The following is a 23,158-nucleotide window of genomic DNA, read 5'->3' as shown; positions in this document are numbered from 1 at the left end:
GATAAAACATTACTGTAGCAAGTTCTCTATTGGCTAACTTAGCTTGGCAATATTGGTAACCAGAATACCAATGCTAACAGTGTCACTAACAACACAGGCGGCGTGATCAGTAGACCAATCTTTATGTACTGCCCCCAGCTGATTTTGTAGTCCTTCTCTGCCAATACATGTAACCATAGTAAAGTAGCCAGACTACCAATCGGCGTAAATTTAGGTCCCAAATCATTACCGATGACATTAGCATAAATCATTAGCTCTCGTGTCGCTGCAGGTACTTGTGCTTGATCGATCGCAAGCGCGCCAACTAGGGTTGCTGGCATATTATTCATAACAGAAGCGACTATCGCTGATAAAAACCCAGTTCCAACGGTAGCAATGACTGCGCCTTGTTGTCCCAACCAGTTGAGTACTTGCGCACCATAGGCTGTAAGCCCCGCATTACCTAAACCATATACCACCAGATACATACCGATTGAGAACAAGACGATTTGCCAAGGCGCCTTACGTACTACGTCGCTCACTGAAACCACCGCACCATGCCCGCCTTGCCATAAGCGGCCAGCGATTGCCATTAGTGTAACAGCAGCGATACCTGTGACCAGTGAAATAGGCAGTCCCAACGGCTCAGTCGCAAAGTAGGCGACCAATAGCAAGCCTAATAGAGGAAATGCAGCTCGGAATACCAATGGATCGGTAATAGCAGACTCTGGAGCGCTGAGTTCGCTAGTCGAGTAGGTTTTTGGAATATGACGTGCGTAGACAACCCACAATACCAGTAGCGTCGCTAATACAGACACTATATTGACCGGTACCATCACCGCCGCATAACGACCAAAGCCAATATCGAAATAATTGGCACTGACAATATTGACTAAATTTGAGGTGACCAATGGCAAGCTTGCCGTATCAGCGATAAAACCAGTCGCTATGATAAATGCCAGAGCTGATGGTGGCGAAAATTTCAGACGCAGCAAGATAGCAATGACAATCGGGGTTAGTAATAGCGCAGCCCCATCATTGGCAAAAAAGGCAGAAATAAAGGCGCCGAGTACGACAATCATCGGAAACAATAAGCGCCCTTGCCCATTGCCAAGGCGTGCCACATGCAATGCTGCCCAGCCGAAAAACCCTGCCCGATCTAAGATAAGCGAGATGATAATCAGCGCCACAAAAGTAAAGGTCGCATCCCAGACAATATCCCAGACGATACCCACATCTGATAGTTGCACGACGCCAAGCACTAACGCGACTAAGGCACCACCCATGGCGCTCCAGCCGATACCCAGTCCTTTAGGTTGCCAGATAACTAAGACTAAAGTGACCACAAAAATAGCAAATGCAAGCATTGTACAACCTTACTTAAGCTGACTTTATTCAGCCGATTTAATATAGGGAATTAGATCGATTAGGAGGTTAGATCGATTTTTGATTGACGCGGCTCGATACTTCTTCAGCACTCTCGACGCGTTCTGAATAGCGATCAGTGAGATAATCTGAACGCCCACGTGTGAGCCAAGTAAACTTCACTAGCTCCTCACAGACATCGACAAGACGCAGATATAACGGAGACATATCCATGCGATTGTCGTCGTTGAACTCCAAAAACGCTTTGGGTATCGAAGATTGATTAGGGATAGTAATCATCCGCATCCAGCGCCCAAGAATACGCATTTGATTGACTGTATTAAAGCTCTGACTACCGCCGCTGACTTGCATTAGTGCTAGGGTTTTACCTTGAGTTGGACGTACACCACCTAGGGACAGCGGTATCCAGTCGATTTGCGCTTTCATGATACTGGTAATACTGCCGTGACGCTCTGGACTTACCCACAGCATGCCTTCTGACCACTGCGCCAGCTCTCGCAATTCTTGCACTTTGGGATGGTCTGAGTCTACATCGTCAGGCAACGGCAAGCCGGATGGATCAAACATTTTTACTTCACAACCATACCAACGTAGCAACCGGCTCGACTCTTCAGCGGCCAATCTAGAAAACGAGCGTGCACGGACAGAACCGTATAGCACTAATATTTTCGGTGGATGACGTGAGTCATTTGGCGCAACCAAAGAATCAATGTCGATAGGCTGAAGATTATCTATATCAATATTGGGCAAATCGTCTAAGCTAAATTCTGGCGAAACAGTTGGATCAACTGCTAATGTTTGGTCAACCTCAGTGTTTGTCATGAGTAACAACCTCGCCGTCTTCTTTTGTGAAGCTACTTACTGGATTGGCTAGTAATTCAAACACATGCTCTGACGGACGGCATAGAGCAGCGCCTTTATCAGTCACTACGATAGGACGATTGATTAAAATAGGATGCGCAATCATGGCATCGATAATTTGGTCGTCAGACAACTCAGGATTATCCAGACCAAGCTCATCATTGATAGTTTCTTTACTTCTTAACAGCTCTCTAGGCGAAATCTGCATTTGTGCCAACAGCTCCACTAAACGATCGCGCGTTGGTGTATTTTTCAGGTATTCCACCACTTCTGGCTCTTCACCTGATGCTTTAATAATGGCAAGCGTGTTACGAGAGGTTCCGCATTTAGGATTATGAAAGATTAATGGCTTCATAGTGTTTACACCTATTTCATGTATTTATTGAAATGATAATTGGTTTAATCGTTACCTTGCTCAGCAGACTCATTTACTCTGCAGTCACTCAGGCTATCCATGAGTGACGCACACAATTCTGGATGTCCCGCACAGCAATCTTGCAACAGGAACTGAATGACGCTATCCATATGTGATAGCGAAGCACGATAGATAATCTGTCGGCTATGACGCTGTGAGACCACCCATCCTGCCCGTGCTAGCACCGATAAGTGGGCTGACATTGTGTTATGAGGGACAGAGAGCTGACGGGCTATTTCGCCCGCAGGCAGGCCTTCAGGCTCATGGCTGACAAGCAGCTTAAAAGCCTTTAAACGAGTATCTTGAGAGAGCGCAGCAAAGCTTGCGATAGCATTAGTTATTTCCATATGTCCAATAATACAGACATATTAAAATAATTCAATGTTTTACAGATATTTTTATTCTAAAAGAGATATCTCTGTGTAATTAAACTATATATATCAACGAGTAGAGGCGATTAACTAAATAGTGAAAATGACGATCACTTCACCTTCTCAACTTAAAATTATCTACGTTTGGCCTTATGTAAATAACAAGTTTAATATATGTTATTGTATATTGATGATACTTATAAGTTCATGCTAGATTGAATACGAGTTTATGCAACAGTAAAACTAAGTTTGGCTGGTAGCTCTCGCTCTGTACTGCCAATAAACCTGATTAAAATAACTATTATGATTAAAACAACAATAAGGAAATAACCATGCTACTAGAGAAAATTAAGACACCTGGACTTTCGCACCTATCCTACTTGGTAGGCTCTGGCGGTCAAGCAGCGGTAATTGACCCACGTCGTGACTGTGCGATATATGTAGAAAAGGCGCGCGCAGCTGGACTTAAGATTACTCATATTTTTGAGACACATCGCAATGAGGATTTGGTTTCTGGAGCACCTATCTTGGCCGCAATGACAGGAGCAACAGTTTTGCATGGACCCAATCCAGAACAACCTGTTGTCTACGCTGAGACAGTACGTAATGGTGACTGCTTTTCAATTGGCCAATTAGAAATCCGTGTCTTAGAAACGCCTGGTCATACTGATGATCATCTTGCTTATACGCTGTTTGACACGGTGTACCCAGATAAGGCGGTTGGCGTTTTTACTGGAGATGCACTATTTGTAGGTGATGTCGGTCGTACTGACTTCTATCCTGAGCATCGTAGAGAAGTTGCAGGTTTACTTTATGATTCGTTACAAGACATTCTAGCGCTCGGTGATCAAGCAATTATTTATCCAGCTCATGGTGCAGGCTCAGTCTGTGGTTCAGGCATGGCGGAGCGTGAGTTTTCTACCGTCGGTCACGAAAGAATGAACAACCCACGTTTACAGATTAACGATCGTGAGGCTTTCATTGATTTCAAGACTAGCGAGAACCATTATCAGCCACCCTATTTCAGATTGATGGAGCGCCTTAATATGGAAGGTGGTGAAGCGCCTCCAGTCGTTATGCGTCCGCGTAACCTTTCGCTCAAACAGCTGCATGACTGCAATGCTGATCATCTCATCGATATTCGTGAACCAATGGCATATGCGTCAGGACACCTGCCCGGCTCTATGAGCTTACCTGTCAACATGCTACCTGCGTTTGCTGGATGGTTTATTGAAGAAGGACAAAGCTTGTCCCTGATTGCCTCTGATGAAGAGCAACTGGCGACTGCGATGGAGCATCTGGTGCGTATTGCTTTTGATAACATCATAGGTGGCTATGTAGGTATCGTCCCTGCCGCTGCTAAAGGGGAACAGATGCAGCAAACCCCTATGATCGATACAACTGAGGTAGAGAGTCGTCTTAATAAGGCTCAGAACTGGACATTGCTTGATGTACGCGATGTCGATGAGAGGAATACTAGTGCGATTGAAGGGTCAGAGCATATCTATGTCGGTCACCTGAACGAGCGTTGGCATGAGCTTGACCAAAGTCGCCACTACACATTAATGTGTGCTAGCGGTGCTCGGGCAACGATAGCAGCAGGGTGGCTTGCTAGTCGAGGTTTTGAACACATTGATATCTATCTAGGGTCAATGGGTGCATGGCAAGCAACGCATGAGTAACTCTTTACCCGTAGCTAAAATCTACAATGAGCTAAACGCGTCTCAAGTTTTAAACAATAAGTTTTAAGCGAAGCCATTTTAAAGTGCTGTAACTAAGACATGCTATACCTAAAATAAGTACAACGACCCTTCTTTTACTCAGTATAAGACTGATATAAAAGAAAGGTTGTCTTTTTAGCTGACCTTTAATTGATACGACTTAAGTGAATATAAGTCATAGTTCTAGATTCTAATTCTAGATTCTGACTCTTACTGTATTTCCTTACCTGACTTATCACTCATAAAACATAGATACATAAAAAACAGACACAAAAAAACCCCAAGTAAACTAATACTTGAGGCGAAACTTGCTTAAACTTAAGAGTTTAAATTCGTTTTAAATATGGCGCAGCGGACGGGACTCGAACCCGCGACCCCCGGCGTGACAGGCCGGTATTCTAACCAACTGAACTACCGCTGCTTAGGTCTCTTAGCTTGTTTAGCCACTTGCTAAGAAGTGGTGGGTGATGACGGATTCGAACCGCCGACATTCTGCGTGTAAGGCAGACGCTCTACCAACTGAGCTAATCACCCTTCGAACAATTGCGATGCAATTTATTCAACATCAACTGAGCTCTTAAGTTTGTCACTAAGCTCTGCTGCTGTGGGTGTGTATTATATAGATTTACAGTTGGGTGTCAAACAGTATTTACCACTTTTTTAGATATTTTTTCGATTTTTATTAGAATGTCTAGCAAGCATTTGTTTTTATTGATTTTATATTTTCATACAAAACCAATATTTTTTAAGTTTAATGCTTACTTATTGGCTAATGCTTGCTCTATGTCGTTTTCGATGGCTTCTGGCTTAGTCGTTGGTGCATAACGGTCAATCACCTGACCTTTACTATCGACTAGAAACTTGGTGAAGTTCCACTTGATACCATCTGTCAGCACGCCACCCTTTTGTTCTTTGAGCCATTGATAGATAGGATGAGCATCTGCGCCATTGACATCAGTCTTCGCCATCATCGGAAAGCTGACACCATAATTCTTTTGGCAAAACGCACCAATCTCGTCATTGCTACCTGGGTCTTGGCTACCAAATTGATTACAAGGAAAACTGATAACCACCAGTCCTTGGTCTTTATACTGTTGATATAGCGACTCTAAGCCTTCGAACTGCGGCGTAAATCCACATTTGCTTGCGGTATTGACGATTAATAATACTTTATCTTGATAATCTGAAAACGCTTGCGAGCTACCATCCATGCGCTCAGCCGTAAAATCATAAATTGTACTCATCATTTATCCTTAAATTGAGGTTTTTGTTGTTTTGGGTGTTTATGCAGTATTTCTTTTTCTATCATACACATAATAAAACTATTAAAAAGGAAGCACCGTGTACTTCCCTTTCACACTTCTAATACTACTTAGCCTACTTACTTCTCAGACTTATCCAAATCAATAGATACTGAGTTGATGCAATAGCGCATGCCTGTTGTCTCAGTAGGACCATCAGGGAATACATGACCTAAATGTGCGCCGCAGTTGCTACAAGTGACTTCGGTGCGAGTCATGCCTAGCGAGTTATCGACGTGCTCTTCAATCGCGCTATTATCGATACCTTGATCAAAACTTGGCCAGCCACAGCTCGCATCAAATTTATTGCTTGAGTCAAACAAGCTTGCACCGCAGCCTTTACAACGGTAAACGCCATCATCAGTCGCATCATTATATACACCTGTAAATGGGCGTTCAGTGCCCTTCTCACGCATAATATGATACTCATCAGCGGTTAAACGCTCTTTCCAGTCAGCTTCAGTCAACTGGCTGATTTCTTCTTTGCTTAGTTGATTGTCTTGCATAATTTATCCTTATTCGAGTATTTATTATCTAATCTCGGTAACTATTTTATCGCCATATGATTATGAGAACGACGTGCTCTATCTGTTGGTTATCGACACACTATTCAAGGCATATATAAGAAAAGCACTCTTTATATTGGGAGATAGACAACATGATTGAGGAGATTAACTGAATTAAATATAGCAAATTAATTTTGGATAATGATGGGTAAAGATGTAATTTTGATATCTATACATTTTATGCTCTATATAAGAGATTTAGAGCTACATAAGTATAAGCAAAATGCTAATTGCTAATTGCTAATTGCTAATTGCTAATTGCTAATTGCAAGATATACTTGCAAATACTAATAAAGCTGATTGTAAAATTGTTTGCAAATTAACTATCGATGCAATAATATCTTGCATTAGTGTTTAATTAAAATGTTTAATATATCTCTACACTGAATAACTACTGATTAATAAAGGCTCAAACGACTATGTCTGACGACAATAGCAAAAGTACGCAAGCGGAACGACTGGTACAGTTGCGCCGTGACAAAGGATTTACTGCTGAGCAGCTAGCACAAGCCATGACAGCCGCTGGTGCAAAAGTGAGTCGTGGCGCTATCTCAAACTGGGAGCGCGGTACCAACGGTATTGTCTCATCCAAGCTGCCTACACTTGCACGTATTTTGGGCTGTAGTGAAGGATATCTGTTGCGCGGCGACCTCAACAATGAGGCTATTGATGCAGACGAATCGACATCATCTGTAAAGCGCAGTGAACATCAAGAGATAGATACGATTTCCCACACCCAGTCAGATATTAAAATAACTGATGCTCAGTCCATGATAACTTCTACTGCTGGTAAAGACTCAAAAACCAATTCGACAACCAATCCGAAAAACGGTCATGCTATGAACACCATAAAAAAATCTGATAAATTACAAAACGTTTGCTATGACATTCGTGGTCCTCTATTGCAGACTGCCAATAAGATGGAAGCAGAAGGCAAACGCATATTAAAACTAAACGTGGGCAATCCAGCGCCTTTTGGTTTAGAAGCCCCGCATGAGATTTTGCGCGATGTCGCTATGAACCTATCTGAGGCGACTGGTTATTCAGACTCGCAGGGGATTTTCTCAGCGCGCAAAGCCATTTTGCAATACTACCAATCAAAGGGGTTGCTGTCGGCCGTTGACGTACGTGATGTGTATTTGGGCAATGGGGTTTCTGAGCTTATTGTTATGACCATGCAGGCGTTGATGAATGACGGTGATGAAGTCTTGATTCCGATGCCAGACTACCCGCTTTGGACAGCAGCAGCCAATCTCGCTGGCGGTACTGCTGTGCACTATCGCTGTAATGAAGAAGATAACTGGCACCCTGATATTGAAGACATTAAGTCTAAAATCACGAGCAAAACGAAAGGTATCGTGGTTATTAACCCAAATAACCCGACAGGTTCACTTTATAGTGATGAGCTATTAAAGCAAATTATTGAAGTCGCTAAAGAGCATGATTTAATCATCATGGCCGATGAGATTTACGACCGCATTCTCTATGATGATAATGTACATACGCCGATGAGCACCTTAACTGACGACGTGCTAGTACTCTCTTACAATGGCTTGTCGAAGTCGCATCGTATTGCAGGATTTCGCTCAGGTTGGATGATGGTATCAGGCCGCAAACAGCACGCAGCTGACTTTATTGAAGGCTTAGACATGCTAGCATCCATGCGTCTTTGCTCTAACGTGCAAGGACAATATGCTATTCAAACCGCGATGGGTGGGCATCAGAGCATGCAAGACCTGACTTCTGAAAAGGGTCGCTTGTATAAGCAACGTGAGATGGCAGTCTCACGTCTTAATGCTATCAAAGGTATTTCTTGTACCATGCCTCAAGGCGCATTTTACTGTTTCCCAAAAATGGATCCAGAGGTCTATCCTATCACTGATGATATGGATTTTATGATGGATTTGCTCGTTGAAGAAAACGTATTGATGGTTCAAGGTACTGGGTTTAACTGGGACAGACCCGACCATTTCCGTCTGGTGTTCTTACCTAACTTGCTTGACCTAGAGAATGCGATGGATAGATTGGACAGATTTTTTGCCAAAAAACGTAAGCAATTTGGTACCGAGTAAATCGTTATATATCATTAAAAAAACGCTTATCGGCATGATGCTGATAAGCGTTTTTTATTGCGTTGAACCTAGTTATTCAAACTCAATTATGACAATTCACTGATAAAAACAGCGCATTAAAAAATGTTGCTCAATACGAGATAACTGATGGCAGACATAGTAGCCGCTGCAGGCAGCGTCACAATCCAAGCCAAACCAATTGGTTTCATAAGCTTCCAGTTAGTATCTCTGTTGACGATACCGATACCCAGTACCGCGCCTACTAGCGTGTGAGTACTTGATACAGGTAGACCCATCGTCGATGCACCCATCACAACAGCTGCTGCTGCTAGCTCAGCTGAGAAGCCTGAAGCTGGATGCATTTTCGCTAGATTGGTACCGACAGTTTGAATCACTTCTTTACCAATGAACCAAAGACCAACGATTAGTGCCACACCAAAGGTCAGCATGACAGCAGGTGGCACCGCAGCTTCAGTAGCGATACTATTAGTACGAATCACATCCATAATGGCGGCAAAAGGACCAACCGCGTTGGCGATATCGTTTGAACCATGACTAAAGGCAAAAGCTGACGCGGTAAAGACCTGCATCCAGCTAAACATAATGAACGTCGCTTTGGTCAAATCTTCTTTATGCTTACCGCGGATACTCTTGGTATAAATATAGGTCGCTAACCATACTAGCGCCGCTATCATACCCATAATCAAGAAGCCCTGTAGTGTGGTCAGGCCGCTATTAACATTTTTCAGACCTTTAAAGACGACTAGAGAAGTCATCACCGCACCACCTGCGGCAGCAATGATAGGTACCCATTGCTTAAGTGCTTTTAGAGTATCAAGGCTACTGCGCTCATTCTCAATATCATAAAGCTTTTTGTAGTAATCAGTTTCTAAATCTTCAACGATACAATCATCATCTTTATAGATTTCCTGATCACGTAGCATCGCTGACGTATAGGCCAATTGCTCAGACTCTGTCAAACCATCCAAAAACTCTTTATGGTTTTGCTTTAAGACTTTTTTATTGCCTTTTAGCGTCGCAATATGAGCTTCGGTTTTATCATTATATTCAATGATGTTTTTCTTAATTTGTCCATATAAAAGATAAGACAACACGCCACCTAGTAGCGGCGACAATACCCAAGAAATAGCGATGGTCCCAACCGTTCCCCAGTCTACCGTTGATAGCGCCATGTCCGTACCACCTAACGTGATACCTAAAACAATGGAGCTACCAATCACACCGCCAATAATGGAGTGAGTGGTCGAAACAGGCAGACCTTTTTTGGTCGCAAATAACAGCCAAAATGCTGCTGCAACCAATGCGGAGAGCATGACATAAATGAACTGATTGGGCGTCACTGATAGACCATCTAGATCGACGATGCCGCTTCGAATCGTATCAGTCACCTCCCCGCCTGCAAGGACTGCCCCCGATACTTCAAATATCGCGGCAATACCCAATGCTTGCGGGATAGTCAACGTCCCTGCACCCACCGAAGTACCAAAGGAGTTGGCGACATCGTTACCACCGATATTGAATGCCATAAAGACACCAAAAGCGGTCGCCACAATGAATAGCGTCGTTTGCTGACGCATGGTGTAATCTAAACCCCACCACAAGAAGTAGGAAGTCATCGCAATCAGTAAAATGGCAAAAAATAGATTGATTCTCATAGAGCCAACTGGCTTGACTGACTCTGTAGAACTGCTGCTAATACCCATACGTTAGTACGTCCTGCGTAAGCTGATTAAAATTATATGAGGTTGATAATATTGCGCTGCTACTCACAGTGCTTGTTACGGCATCTAATGAAGTAGCATATATAAAATATACAACATGCGGTTAGAAGATTTTGAACCGACTAGAGAGAAAGTAAATAATACATCCTTCAACATGTCACAAAGCCGCAAGTGATATTGCCAAATCGTCTGATTACAGCATCTTGCGGCTTATATATTTCTTAGCGATATTTGTGGTACTACTAGGGCGTGTCTTCAATTCACCCGATAGTCATCTAAATGGGCTAAAAATGGCTAAATCTTGCCAAACAGCGTCAAATAGCTAGTTAATATCCCGATATTATCTGCGCTATTTTTCTTGTTTGACGGCAATTTATCTCATTTTTATCACCATTTTTGAAATGAAGACACGCCCTAACAGCTATTGTAACAATTTTTGTCGTAATTATTAAGTTATCTATACTAAATAACCAAAACACGTTGTTTGCTAAATTAAAATTATTATTTAGCAGGAGCTGTTTTGCGCTCTATTATATTAAATATGAGCACATAATGCATGATGATATTGCGAGATTTGTAACTGCTAGTGTATACGGACAAGACCACACTCTGTAAAAGACAGGATAACTCGAATATGTTTCGAGCCATCCTACTTAGGAAATACTTGAAAAACACTTGGAAAATACAATTATATGAGCCTATAAGAATCCTTAAAACTCATTCATTTTTGAGAACTATTTGCTTTCAGAAAATGCAGACAACTGCTCAATAGCATGATCTAACACGTCTAAACGCGCTTGACGTTTTTCATTGGTCGCAATAACACACCATGGTGCTATCTTGGTATCCGTGCGTGCCAGCATATCTGCTGCAGACTGCACATAATCTGACCATTTATCACGGTTACGCCAGTCATCATCTGTCAGTTTAAATTGCTTATGTGGTGTTTCTTCACGATCTTCAAACCGTTTAAGCTGCTCTTTTTTATCAATCGCTAACCAATACTTGATAACCAACGTTCCTGCTGCTGCCAAGTCCGCCTCAAAACGATTGATCTCATCATATGCTCGTTGCCATTCATCAGTCGACGCAAATCCTTCAATACGCTCAACCAACACGCGCCCATACCACGTACGATCAAAAATGGCGATACGGCTAATACGATTGGTTTGCTCGTCAGGCAATCTTGTCCAGAAACGCCACAAGTAAGGATGCTGAGTCTCATACAACATCGGCGCGCCAATATTATAAATTTGATACTCGCGGGGATCTAGCGGTGCGACCAACCTCTTGATTGCACCGCCCTTGCCAGCAGCGTCCATTCCTTCAAAAGCAAATACAACATGCTGGCCTTGGCGTGCACGTAACAATTCAGCGAGCCTTGCCTGCTTCTCTGCCAATGCCTCACGATAGTCGGACTTACTGATTTTTTTATCTTTAATAGACGTCAGCTGCTTAGGTATCGGTACAGGCTCAAACTGTTTTTGTTTAGTATCTGAGTTAATTTTCAGTGTCTCGGACTGAGAATGGTTTTCTGACGTTTCCTTGTCACTGTCATTGCTATCTGCCTGACTACTCACCAGCGCGGTTTGCATAGCGTGTAGCACCAAGTGACAAAAGTTATCAGCAGCCTCTAACTTATCGTCACCATCAATGATGACCCAATCATCCTGTTGACGCAGCAAGGTTGCAGCCACCTCATTAAACTTTTCGATGACTTGCTTATTATGCCAGTCAATTTGATACAAAAACTGCGGATCTGCTTCATCATCCTCTAAGCGACTGTGTAACGTTTCGATATCAACATGAAACCAGCATTTTAGTAATTTGGTTTGATTAGAAATGAGATCCTTTTCAAATGCTTTTAGCGTATCTAACTGCTGCTGTAGATAGTCTTGCCACTGAGCGATAGGAAGCGAATTTTTATCTGTCTGACCTTTATCATTTGATAATGTTTCAAGGTTCTCACTATCTGATGTCGCTAGTCGCATGACGTTGTATAATAAATCAGCATACCAGTTGCCGAAATATACCATGACATCACCATGGCGCGGCATTGCGCTAGTATGTGCTTGCCAAATAGGCTGATAGCTCAATGGCGAATGACCAATGGTAGCCTCAACTTTAAGCAGCCTTGGATCCACCCATTGCCGTAACTGTTTAACGGCGGTACCTTTACCCGCTTGCTCCATTCCGTTAACTAGTACTAACAGGCCTGTTGGCTTATTGAGGGTCGGCGGCGTTTGCTGGCGAGTGGCTTTTAAAGCATACTGAGCTGTTACCAATGCCAGTCTAAGTGAATCTTCATCCAGTGAAAACTGACTTAAAGGATTGGGCTTTAGACGCTGCTCCACAATTTGCTCACTAAATTGTGTACTTACCGCTTGTGGTGCTTTTGGTTCAGTAGTATCATTTTTTTTAGACATGATTACACTCGCTATTATTGTTATTGGGCTGCTTTACCGTTGAGTGACTTATGGAATAGCTATTAATAGGACAACTCTCAATATTTCGATCTCATCGCTCATTTTCATCTCATTTAATCATAGCACTGCGCCGATCGAGTAAATAATATTGCTGTGTAACAGATTGATATTTGTATTCTTAATTACTTTCTTTTAAGGTGAACACAATTTTGAGTATAGGATAGAACAGTTGTTGAAAACCTTATAGCCCTGAACCACCATATTTAAAACAACCATACTCAAATTTGATTACCCTATTTACTTCTACAGGATCTACTGCCATGACCGCTTTAGCTGATTTACAACAGCATTTGACACGTTTTTGGGCGATGCCTCATCACCAAGATGATGAATTAAATGCTAAGCTCAAAGAAGTACAAACATGGCAACAAGCACGTCTGCAGCAGACGCATCGCGAGCTATTTGAACAACCCAAAAACCAGCTAATGGCAGATTACTTTCTCACCCAACTGTATGGTGGCGAAGAGTTCAAGTTATTAGCAGAGCAATTGGCACGTATCCTGCCAAAAGCGAAAAAGCTAGAACGTCTTGCCAAAGAGTCAGCTCTAGAGGCTGGTAGCATGGGTATCCAAGCAGCAATTTTTGCCATTGAGCTAGATCTGCATTTAGCCCAGTGGTTACTCGCTCAAGATTTGCCAGTGAACGAAGAGAACATGCTAACCGCCTATCGAACTATCGATGAAGAAAACGAGCGCCGAGTTCAGATTGCCAATTTAAAAGACGTCTGTTATCGCACAGACAAACATTTAAATTCGTTTATGCTCAAAAAAGCCTTTGCACTAGCAAAAAGTACAGCCTATCGTCATGGCTACCAGCCGCTTTATGATTTTATTGATACAGGATTTAAGGCCATGAAACCTCTGAGCAGCGTCAGCGATTTTATTGAGCCGTTCTGCAAGCGTGAGCTGTCCATTATTGATCAGGTTCATGATACGGATAATGGCAGTAAGCCAGTAGCGTTTGGTGTATCATAAGGTCAATATGTTGAATAGCCAATTGACGCTTACTATTTAACGATTTCCTCCGATAAAGACAATCATAAAAATAAATTCTAGGACAACATGATGACTGATAATTCAAAAGATAGCAGCGCCCCTTCTAATCAAGCCACAACAACTAATGGTCATTTGCAAGACAAACTGGTAAAAGACAGTATTGCTCATAATCAACAGATTAGCGCGCAGATATTACGCAACCAAACAACCAATGTCGTGCCGAGCAAGAATAATAGCGTTGCTAGTGATGACAATAGCGACTTTACTAAAGTTCAAGACCTACCAACTGGAACGCCACAAGGCCAACAAACCACTATGCCAAACAACGATCAAACGACTCGCACAAACCCTTCAGAGCAAACCATAAAACAAACGCTATTCAATCAGCGTGATGATATCAATAATCCGCACACGCCTGAAACAGACGGCAACGAGCAGACGCATTTTGGTTATAAGACAGTCAATAAAGCAGAAAAACAAGCACGTGTGGCTGACGTATTCACTTCTGTTGCCAAAAAATACGACATCATGAATGACTTGATGTCATTCGGTATTCATCGTCTGTGGAAACGCTATGCGATTAGTCTATCAGGCGTACGTGCTGGTCAGCATGTCCTTGATATCGCTGGTGGTACAGGTGATTTAGCCAAAGTATTTAGCCGTGAAGTTGGTCGAAATGGCCACGTAGTACTATCTGATATCAATGCTGCGATGCTAGAAGTAGGCCGTGAGCGCCTGATTAATGCTGGTTGTAATAATGTTGATTTTGTCTTGGCAAACGCTGAGACATTAGCACCATTTGATGATGAAAGCTTCGATTTAGTGACCATTAGCTTTGGTTTGCGTAACGTCACAGATAAAGATGCCGCGCTAAAATCTATGTATCGCGTCCTAAAGCCAGGCGGTCGTCTATTGATTTTAGAATTCTCCAAACCAGTATTTGAGCCACTATCTAAAGCCTATGATTTGTATTCATTTACCGCACTGCCAGTGATGGGTAAGCTGATTGCTAATGATGCTGAAAGTTATCAGTACTTAGCTGAGTCAATTCGTATGCATCCTGATCAGCAGACACTCAAGCAGATGATGCAACAAGCTGGGTTTGAAAACTGCGATTATCATAACTTGACTGCTGGTATCGTGGCTGTCCATCGCGGCTTTAAAGCGTAACGATAGAGTACGATTTGCAAGACTATTACGTTTAACAGACCTTATTGAACCTAACACGAACACACTATGCGCTGATGCAGCTAATGCGAAGGCGCTCACTTAACGATGCGAGAGCCTTATGCTGACTGTCCTTCTATTAGCTGGTGCCGAAAAGCTAATTAACATTGCCATTGCTAGTGATGAGATTACCAAAGCAGGTTTAGCGCCCCTTGCAGGTAAGGTGTTACGTCTTAATATGGGAATGCCGGAGATTCATTTAGATATCTTGTTCACTCATGAGCGTTTGCGCTTTGAGCCGGTCACGACAGAGAGCGTATTTGAGCCAAGTGGCCAGATGAATGAGCGCCAAAGAGCCGGCATGGAGCGCGCACGTTTTGGTCACAGTCGTCCGGACTGTACCATCACCGTAGACAATGCCGCTCAACTACTCAATCTAATGCGCGGTGCGGAAGGTAACCTGCCAATCGCTGGCGATTACAAAGTGCTAATGCAGCTCAAACAACTGGTTGCAGGATTTGACCCTGACGTGGCTGGACAGCTTGAGCCTTTTATTGGTAAACCAATGGCTAGCCAGTTACACCTTCTTATCTCTCAGCTCAAAGGTAGCTGGCGTCATAGTGCCAAACGTGCTTTTGATGACGTCAGTGATTGGGCCAATGAAGTAGCTGGCAATAGCACACCTGACCCTATCGAGGTGGCTGAAGCAAATGATCTTAAGCAGCTATTGTTAAAATTACGTGCTGACGTCGAACGAGAAGAAGCCAAACTTGCTGCTATCAAAGAAGAGCAAGCTCAGTTTCTTAACAACTCGTTTCATCAATAGCCGATTGTCTCAATCATAAATGAACGCTATTACCGATGGCACTATTTATGATTAAGCACAACGCCTACCCCATTTTCGTCTTTGTTTAGAGTACCTAACCTCATGCTATTATCGCACCGCGCTCGTCTACTTGAGCTTTGGCGTATCGCCGCAATGTATCGCCTTGATACCCATTTTTCTATCGAAGAAGCACCGCAACTGCAACCTTTGGCGCGATTAATTCGCATGCATCCAGCAGCATGGGGTAAAAAGCACCAACCAAATGCGATTAAGTATGCGCTTGAAGATATGGGTACGCTGTTTTTGAAACTTGGCCAGTTACTCTCAACGCGTCGCGACTTGGTACCGCCTGAGATTATCGCTCAGTTGATTCAGTTGCAGGACAAAGTTAAGCCTTTTGACGCTGATATCGCTGTCGCCCAAATTCAGCATTCTAAACATGGTCTTGGCCAGTCTATTGAAACCTTGTTTGCTCGATTCGATATCAAACCGTTAGCGGCCGCCTCTATCGCCCAAGTACATACGGCTGCCTTACATGATGGGCGTGAAGTCGTGGTAAAAGTGGTTCGCCCCGATATTCGCACTGTGATTGTTTCTGACTTTGAGCTACTGCGAGAATTGGCAAGTTGGGCATCTGCACGTATTGAAGCAGCACGTGCCGTCCATATCATTGATATTGTCGAAGACTATCGGCAAGTCATGCTCAACGAGTTAGATTTAACGCTTGAGGCTGACAATACTACTCAGATGCGTAATAACTTCTTGGGTTCAGCATTGATGTATGTGCCTGAAGTTTATGACGCTGCCAAAAACGTGATGGTCATGGAGCGTATCCAAGGCGTCCCTATCTCACAAGTTGAGATGTTTGATCAGTTAGGTTATGACCGTGCAGCGCTTGCAGAAAAAGGCCTAACCATATTTTTCACCCAAGTCTTCCGTGATAACTTCTTTCATGCTGATATGCATCCAGGCAATGTGTTCGTAGAGACGCCACCTGTGCAAACTCTACATGCAGGTATGGAAGCAGTTGATTTAGGTCATGAGCCACGTTATATCGGGCTTGATTGCGCCATCATGGGCACTTTATCAAAAGACGATCAGCTCATCGTGGCGCGGATGTTACTTGCTGTAATGAACAATAACTTTACCGCTGTGGTTGATATCGTCAGCCGTGCAGGCTGGATACCGCCAAATGCTGATAAGCATGCCCTGATGCGTGATATGAAACGTACCGTCGGCCCTATGCTACAAAAATCAATCGATGATATCGACTTTGCTGGCGTACTGATGCAGATTTTGGACATTGCGCGTAGACATCATATGAGTATCCCGCCGCAGCTGATGCTTCTGCTAAAAACCTTGGTCCATGTGGAAGGACTCGGTCGTGATTTATATCCTGATCTAGACATTTGGTCACTTGCCAAACCAATTCTAAGCAGTTGGATTAAAGAGCAGTTAGATCCTATGCGTAATCTACAGCAACTGCGTCAACAACTGCCTGAAATACTCCTGTCTACCACTGATATTCCTAAACTATTAGATCAAGGGCTACAAAGCCTTGCCTCACAGGGCTCTCGTCAGGACAGTCAACTACGCGAGATACAACAGATTCGCGCTGACATGCTAAACGACCGTCGCCGCGATTGGTTGGCACTCGCAGGGTTTGCTATTTTTATTGCTATCGCTACGCAAGTTATCGGCTGGCTATCACCTATATTTTATATACTGGCTGTCTTGGTAGTTGTTTGGCGCATCTTAACTTAATTATAAAAGAACAAATGTCTATCAATAGAGCATATCAAATGGATATTGAATATGCTAAGTTAATGCTAAATAGTCACATTATCTATAGGAATCCTCATGTCAGCGCTACCACTGTCACAGACCCATAATACTAATAAACCAGACTATAGTGAGGCTATCACAGCTTTGCAAGAACGTTTTGGCAAGCAACTGAGTTTGAACGCTACAGTGCGTGAGCAGCATGGCCATACCATGACTTGGTTAGCCAATCAGCCGCCAGATGCTGTATTAACGGTACAGGACAAACAGGAAGTAGCTGCGGCCGTTAAAATTTGTCATCAGCATCAAATGCCAGTGATTGCTTTTGGTATCGGCTCTTCTTTGGAAGGTCAATTAAATGCTCCCTATGGTGGACTGTGCATCGATATGCATGCGATGGATGCTATTTTACAGGTCAATAATGAAGATTTGACTGTTACCGTTCAGCCTGGCGTGACGCGTGAGCAGCTAAACCACTATCTGCGCGATACAGGGCTGTTTTTTCCGATAGACCCTGGTGCCAATGCCAGTATTGGCGGCATGGTCGCCACTCGTGCCTCAGGTACTAATGCGGTACGTTATGGCACTATGAAAGATGTGGTACTTGCACTAGAAGTAGTAACCGCAAGTGGCGATATCGTACGAACAGGCACACGCGCGAAGAAGTCTGCGGCCGGTTATGATTTGACGCGCTTGATGATAGGCTCAGAAGGTACACTTGGTATTGTCACTGAAGTCACGCTAAAACTATTTGGTATTAGCGAGTGTATAGGCAGCGGCATTTGTCATTTTTCAACCATCGAAGATGCTTGCCAGGCCGTAATGCTGACCATTCAGATGTGCTTACCTATTGCTCGTGTCGAGCTGCTTGATGCAATGCAAATCAAAGCATGTAATCAATATGCCAATCTCGATTTAACCGAAACGCCTACGCTATTTGTTGAATTTCACGGTACAGAAGCAAGTGTTGCTGAACAAGCGCAAATGTTTGCTGATATTATCGAAGAGTTTGATGGTCGTGATTTTGCTTGGGATAGCAATGAAGCTGAGCGTAAACGTCTCTGGCAGGCAAGACACAATGCTTATCATGCTAGCTGTGCGTTACGTCCTGAGACAAGCGCCCTATCGACTGACGCTTGCGTACCTATTTCTCGCTTGGCAGAATGTGTCAGCGCCACTGCAAAAGATATTGAAGCATCAGGGATGATTGGACCAATTGTAGGTCATGTAGGCGACGGTAACTTTCATGTTTTATTATTGGTCGATACCAATAATCCTGAAGAGGTAGCTACTGCTGAGGGTATTATCGGTCGTCTCGCCACGCGGGCTATCGAGATGGATGGTACTTGTACGGGTGAGCACGGGATCGGACAAGGCAAACAAAAATATATGCAGCAAGAACATGGTAATGCCCTGATACTTATGGAAGCTATCAAGGCAGCCCTCGACCCTAAAAACATCCTTAATCCAGGGAAAATATGGCCTGAGGCTTTATCTATTTCCTAATACTATTAGAAAAACTAAAACCGTACTAAAGCCAGAGCGATAGCCAAAAAAAATGCGCCTACTTCTCATCAAAAGCAGGCGCATTTTTTATATTGAATACTGATTACTATAACATCTGATCGATTGCCATCTGTGTCAGTACGCGGCCACGAGCAGTACGCAGCACATAACCTTGTTGAATCAGATATGGCTCAATCACATCTTCAAGCGTACCACGGTCTTCAGCCATCGCTGCTGCCACTGCTTCAACACCAGCCGGACCACCGTCAAAGCGCTCGTGCAATATTTCGATATAGCGTCTGTCTAGATGATCAAGACCACGTCTATCCACTGCCAGCATATCTAGCGCGCTACCTGCAATCGCGCCATTAATACTACCGTCGCCTCTTACCTCGGCATAGTCACGCACACGGCGTAATAGGCGGTTAGCAATCCTTGGTGTACCCCGTGCACGGCGCGCAATCTCTATAGCGCCATCTTCACTCATTGGTACACGCATTAGACGTGCTGCTCGACTGACAATCGTCGTTAGATCAGCGATGTTGTAAAACTCAAGGCGCTGTACAATCCCAAAACGGTCACGTAGTGGTGACGTCAGTAGCCCTGCTCTAGTCGTTGCTGCTACCAAGGTAAACGGTGGCAAATCAAGCTTGATAGAACGCGCAGCAGGCCCTTCGCCAATCATAATATCTAATTGGAAATCTTCCATCGCTGGATAAAGTATCTCTTCAATAACCGAGCTTAGACGGTGAATTTCATCAATAAACAGTACGTCACCCGCTTCTAGATTGGTCAGCATGGCTGCCAAATCTCCTGGGCGCTCAAGCACTGGCCCTGAAGTAGAACGCAGATTACCACCCATTTCACGAGCGATAATATTGGCGAGGGTCGTCTTGCCCAGACCCGGTGGACCAAATATAAGTGTGTGATCTAGCGCTTCGTCACGGCCACGAGCAGCACCGATGAACACTTCCATCTGCTCACGTACCACCGGCTGACCAATATACTCAGCCAATAATGCTGGTCGGATATTGGCATCAGGAGCATCACTTGCACCTTCTAGCGGATTAATTAAGCGATCTTGCGTCATAGAATTTATCATTATATTAAAAAATTAGTTAACAAATAGCATAACCAAACGCTGCGCATAAGTCATGCAAAACCTCATTAAGCGAGCACTAAAACGAAAATAAGCGACATTCAATGTCGCTTATTACTTTGATACATTATGTGGTTGTTATCGATAAACGGCTAGTTAATATGAATTAAAAGCCAGATAACTGCTGTAAAGTAGCTTTTAATAAGCCTTGAGTATCAGCAAAAGTATCTCCTTTACTCTTAGCAGCTTTAATCGCTAGCTGAGCTTCTTTTTCTTTGTAACCCAAGCTAATCAACGCGCCTTCTACTTCAGCGATGATACTGCCTTCGTGAGAAATCGTGGTTTCTTGAGGCGTCAATTCAAACGCACCATTATCAACGTCGATATTCTTTAACTTATCTTTTAGCTCAATTAATAAACGTTGCGCCGTCTTTTTACCAATACCTGGGATACGAGTCAATGCCGTCTCCGACTCTTGTTCGACGTGCATTTTTAGCTCAGCTGCTGACATTGCCGACAGCATAGCCAAGGCCATTTTTGCTCCAACACCATTAATTTTAATTAACTGGCGAAAGACATCTCGTTCTTTTCGATCGATGAAGCCGTATAGCAATTGGGCATCTTCGCGAACATGGAAATGTGTCCAAATGCTGGCTTGTTCGTTAAGCTGTAACTGACAAAATGAAGGCAATGGCAGTTCGATATCATAACCCACACCAGAGGTCGTAATGATACAAGCAGTCGGTGCCATCAAGTACTGCACCTGTCCGGTAATCAATCCAATCATTATTTACGACCTCTTATGTAAAATATTATAAAATCAGCTGCTACTTCATGATTAACAACTACGTTCTACAATACAGTCTTATTGATAAAAATTTACCATACCTTCAAGACTGGTTGGGCGAATTTTATATGCTTGACCTGCAGAACCAAACGCTTCAAAACGATTGGTACAGATATCTGACATCGCTACCATAGACGCTTTGAAATATTTGCGTGGATCAAATTCACTTGGATTTTTTGCAAGGAATTCACGGATAGCACCAGTTGATGCCAGACGTAAATCCGTATCGATATTGACTTTACGCACACCATGTTTGATCGCTTCAACGATTTGCTCAACTGGCACACCATAAGTTTCGCCGATATCACCGCCATTTTCATTAATAACTTTTAGCCATTCTTGTGGCACTGATGAAGAACCATGCATAACAAGGTGAGTATTAGGAATACGGGCATGAATCTCTTTTACGCGCTCAATAGATAAGATATCACCTGTCGGTGGACGTGTGAACTTATAGGCACCATGACTAGTACCGATAGCAATCGCTAACGCATCGACATTGGTATCTTTTACAAACTGCTCAGCTTCATCAGCACTGGTCAAAAGCTGCTCATGATCCAATACGCCTTCAGCGCCAGAGCCATCTTCTTCACCAGCCATACCGGTTTCAAGACTACCTAAACAACCGATTTCGCCCTCTACAGAAACACCGCAAGCGTGTGCCATTTTGACGACTTCGCGCGTGACGCTAGCATTATAATCATAGTCCATTGGCGTTTTGCCATCTTCACCAAGTGAGCCGTCCATCATCACTGATGAAAAACCTAACTGGATTGAGCGTTGGCAGATAGCTGGCGACATACCATGATCTTGATGCATTACTACTGGAATATGTGGCCATTCTTCGATCGCAGCGATAATCAAATGACGCAAAAATGCTGACCCTGCATAGTTACGTGCGCCTGCACTGGCTTGGACAATAACAGGTGAATCACAAGCATCCGCAGCCATCATGATTGCACGCATTTGCTCTAAGTTATTGACGTTAAAGGCAGGAACACCATAGCTGTGTTCAGCGGCATGATCTAGAAGTTGACGTAAGGATATTAGGGCCATAAGACGCTCTCTGATTAGATTTTGAATAGTATTTTAAAAAACAGCTTGATAGCAATCATTTCACTGTATATTCGACCATACTGACCGTATATAGGCTAGTAAAATCCTGAATGATATTGGATATGATTACCACGCGGTGATTATAGCAAAAATTGTTCTGTCTTCGTAGCGGTTGACCGACTATTTGTCAGTCTATACCGTCTCTTGATATCAGTTTAATTTTATAAACTGTTATTTTATAAACTATCGTTATGACATACAACGCAAAAAGCCTTGGCAATCACCAAGGCTTTTCTAGTATTTTGAGGCTTATAAAGCAATGACTATTCTTAAAGGTTACATATCAATCGATAGCTTCCCAGTAAATCAGTCATTATAGTGCTTAGTCATCGCGTAGCTTAGTACTGTTGCTCTGCATCAACTGCAACATCATTTGCGCCATCAGCGACAGCGTTAGCGCCATCAGCAACAGCTTCAGCAGTATTTTCAACCGCTGTGTTAGTGCTTTCAGCAATAGCATCGCCAGTGTTTTCTAGAGCGTCTGTCGCAGCTGCACCAGCAGTGTCAGCGCCTTCGGCAACTTCAGTACCAGCGTCTTGAGCAGCAGCTTCAGCTTCAGCAGCAGCAGATTCTGTTTCAGCGGCAGCAGCATCAGCGTTTGCAGCAGCATCATCGCCAGCAGATTCAACAGCAGCTTCTGTGTTTTCTTCTGTTTGTTGGCTACATGCAGTGATTGCAAAGGTACCAGCAAGTACGCTAGCAAGTAATAAATGACGTTTTAACATAATAAACCTCTCGTAAATAATGCATGTCAAAATACATGGTCGCGCTATTTTATAGAGTGCGAATCAGACATGCAATAATAATTTTCAGTATATAAATAAATAATTACTGCTTAATAATAATCGATGGCTATTGCACTTACTTATGCTAATAAAAACAAGTAAATCAACAGCCAAAATATTATTTTTACAGACTAC

18 protein-coding genes, 2 tRNA genes and 2 pseudogenes are annotated in these 23,158 nt (G+C 43.3%); 8 read left to right on the top strand and 14 right to left on the bottom strand.

Annotated elements, in window-relative coordinates; genetic code table 11:
• Positions 1-38 precede the first annotated feature (38 nt).
• The 4 genes from JMX63_RS00170 to JMX63_RS00155 all read right to left on the bottom strand — a co-directional run bounded on the left by JMX63_RS00170 (position 39) and on the right by JMX63_RS00155 (position 2,988).
• Positions 39-1,346, bottom strand: coding sequence for an arsenic transporter (locus JMX63_RS00170; protein ID WP_201569816.1), 1,308 nt, complete (start codon positions 1,344-1,346; stop codon positions 39-41).
• A 67-nt stretch (positions 1,347-1,413) separates the two neighbouring features.
• Complete coding sequence (arsH, locus tag JMX63_RS00165) at positions 1,414-2,187, bottom strand: arsenical resistance protein ArsH (RefSeq protein WP_082624620.1); 774 nt, start codon at positions 2,185-2,187, stop codon at positions 1,414-1,416.
• Positions 2,174-2,581, bottom strand: coding sequence for an arsenate reductase (glutaredoxin) (gene arsC / locus JMX63_RS00160; protein WP_201569814.1), 408 nt, complete (start codon positions 2,579-2,581; stop codon positions 2,174-2,176). The genes arsH and arsC overlap by 14 nt, the downstream gene beginning before the upstream one ends.
• 44 nt (positions 2,582-2,625) lie before the next feature.
• Positions 2,626-2,988, bottom strand: a complete 363-nt coding sequence (locus tag JMX63_RS00155) for an ArsR/SmtB family transcription factor (RefSeq protein ID WP_201569812.1) — start codon at positions 2,986-2,988, stop codon at positions 2,626-2,628.
• A 356-nt stretch (positions 2,989-3,344) separates the two neighbouring features.
• On the opposite strand from JMX63_RS00155, the gene JMX63_RS00150 reads away from it, so the two are divergent.
• Entirely contained in the window at positions 3,345-4,694 is a 1,350-nt protein-coding gene (locus tag JMX63_RS00150; RefSeq protein ID WP_201569810.1) for an MBL fold metallo-hydrolase, read from the top strand.
• Positions 4,695-5,077: 383 nt separating this feature from the next.
• On the opposite strand, the gene JMX63_RS00145 is transcribed toward JMX63_RS00150, so the two are convergent.
• The 4 genes from JMX63_RS00145 to msrB form a co-directional block, all read right to left on the bottom strand.
• Positions 5,078-5,154 (bottom strand) — tRNA-Asp (locus JMX63_RS00145).
• A gap of 37 nt (positions 5,155-5,191) precedes the next feature.
• Positions 5,192-5,267: transfer RNA gene (locus tag JMX63_RS00140), tRNA-Val, on the bottom strand.
• Between the two features lie 224 nt (positions 5,268-5,491).
• The gene (locus JMX63_RS00135) at positions 5,492-5,977 is read right to left on the bottom strand and encodes a glutathione peroxidase (RefSeq protein ID WP_201569807.1); all 486 of its coding nucleotides are present in this window, start codon (positions 5,975-5,977) and stop codon (positions 5,492-5,494) included.
• Between the two features lie 137 nt (positions 5,978-6,114).
• Positions 6,115-6,540, bottom strand: coding sequence for a peptide-methionine (R)-S-oxide reductase MsrB (msrB, locus tag JMX63_RS00130; RefSeq protein WP_057760931.1), 426 nt, complete (start codon positions 6,538-6,540; stop codon positions 6,115-6,117).
• A 479-nt stretch (positions 6,541-7,019) separates the two neighbouring features.
• Between msrB and JMX63_RS14655 the strand changes: the two are divergent.
• Both JMX63_RS14655 and JMX63_RS00125 read left to right on the top strand, forming a co-directional pair.
• Positions 7,020-7,254, top strand: a pseudogene (locus tag JMX63_RS14655) (helix-turn-helix domain-containing protein); the annotation flags it as partial.
• Positions 7,255-7,307: 53 nt separating this feature from the next.
• Positions 7,308-8,672: pseudogene (locus tag JMX63_RS00125) on the top strand (aminotransferase class I/II-fold pyridoxal phosphate-dependent enzyme); the annotation flags it as partial.
• 116 nt (positions 8,673-8,788) lie between these two features.
• Here the strand turns inward: JMX63_RS00125 and JMX63_RS00120 are convergent.
• Together JMX63_RS00120 and JMX63_RS00115 are read right to left on the bottom strand one after the other, a co-directional pair.
• Complete coding sequence (locus JMX63_RS00120; RefSeq protein ID WP_102092917.1) at positions 8,789-10,396, bottom strand: inorganic phosphate transporter; 1,608 nt, start codon at positions 10,394-10,396, stop codon at positions 8,789-8,791.
• Between the two features lie 752 nt (positions 10,397-11,148).
• Positions 11,149-12,840, bottom strand: a complete 1,692-nt coding sequence (locus tag JMX63_RS00115; RefSeq protein ID WP_201569796.1) for an ATPase — start codon at positions 12,838-12,840, stop codon at positions 11,149-11,151.
• 320 nt (positions 12,841-13,160) lie between these two features.
• Here JMX63_RS00115 and JMX63_RS00110 point away from each other — a divergent pair, with 320 nt between their 5' ends.
• From JMX63_RS00110 to JMX63_RS00090, 5 genes are all read left to right on the top strand, one after another.
• Entirely contained in the window at positions 13,161-13,874 is a 714-nt protein-coding gene (locus JMX63_RS00110) for an FFLEELY motif protein (protein ID WP_201569794.1), read from the top strand.
• A 90-nt stretch (positions 13,875-13,964) separates the two neighbouring features.
• Positions 13,965-15,065 carry a bifunctional demethylmenaquinone methyltransferase/2-methoxy-6-polyprenyl-1,4-benzoquinol methylase UbiE gene (ubiE, locus tag JMX63_RS00105; protein WP_227522989.1) on the top strand — a complete coding sequence of 367 codons (1,101 nt, stop codon included), beginning with the start codon at positions 13,965-13,967 and terminating at the stop codon, positions 15,063-15,065.
• 118 nt (positions 15,066-15,183) lie between these two features.
• Positions 15,184-15,888, top strand: a complete 705-nt coding sequence (locus JMX63_RS00100; protein ID WP_101206389.1) for a ubiquinone biosynthesis accessory factor UbiJ — start codon at positions 15,184-15,186, stop codon at positions 15,886-15,888.
• Between the two features lie 102 nt (positions 15,889-15,990).
• Positions 15,991-17,652, top strand: coding sequence for an ABC1 kinase family protein (locus JMX63_RS00095; protein WP_201569792.1), 1,662 nt, complete (start codon positions 15,991-15,993; stop codon positions 17,650-17,652).
• A 96-nt stretch (positions 17,653-17,748) separates the two neighbouring features.
• Complete coding sequence (locus tag JMX63_RS00090) at positions 17,749-19,176, top strand: FAD-binding oxidoreductase (protein ID WP_201569790.1); 1,428 nt, start codon at positions 17,749-17,751, stop codon at positions 19,174-19,176.
• A 106-nt stretch (positions 19,177-19,282) separates the two neighbouring features.
• Here the strand turns inward: JMX63_RS00090 and ruvB are convergent, their stop codons facing one another.
• The 4 genes from ruvB to JMX63_RS00070 form a co-directional block, all read right to left on the bottom strand.
• Positions 19,283-20,266: a Holliday junction branch migration DNA helicase RuvB gene (ruvB, locus tag JMX63_RS00085; RefSeq protein WP_201569780.1), complete on the bottom strand. Its 984-nt coding sequence runs from the start codon at positions 20,264-20,266 to the stop codon at positions 19,283-19,285.
• 175 nt (positions 20,267-20,441) lie between these two features.
• Positions 20,442-21,062, bottom strand: a complete 621-nt coding sequence (ruvA, locus tag JMX63_RS00080) for a Holliday junction branch migration protein RuvA (RefSeq protein ID WP_102092922.1) — start codon at positions 21,060-21,062, stop codon at positions 20,442-20,444.
• Positions 21,063-21,140: 78 nt separating this feature from the next.
• A complete protein-coding gene (fba, locus tag JMX63_RS00075; RefSeq protein ID WP_201569771.1) occupies positions 21,141-22,178 on the bottom strand; it encodes a class II fructose-bisphosphate aldolase in 1,038 nt (345 codons plus the stop codon).
• 398 nt (positions 22,179-22,576) lie between these two features.
• Positions 22,577-22,963 carry a hypothetical protein gene (locus tag JMX63_RS00070; protein ID WP_201569769.1) on the bottom strand — a complete coding sequence of 129 codons (387 nt, stop codon included), beginning with the start codon at positions 22,961-22,963 and terminating at the stop codon, positions 22,577-22,579.
• Between the last annotated feature and the right edge of the window lie 195 nt (positions 22,964-23,158).

It is taken from the genome of Psychrobacter nivimaris, from assembly GCF_904846365.1.
In the GTDB taxonomy this organism is placed as follows: domain Bacteria; phylum Pseudomonadota; class Gammaproteobacteria; order Pseudomonadales; family Moraxellaceae; genus Psychrobacter; species Psychrobacter nivimaris_B.
The sequence above is the reverse complement of the archived record's forward strand: the minus strand, read 5'-3'. Positions and strand labels throughout refer to the sequence as shown.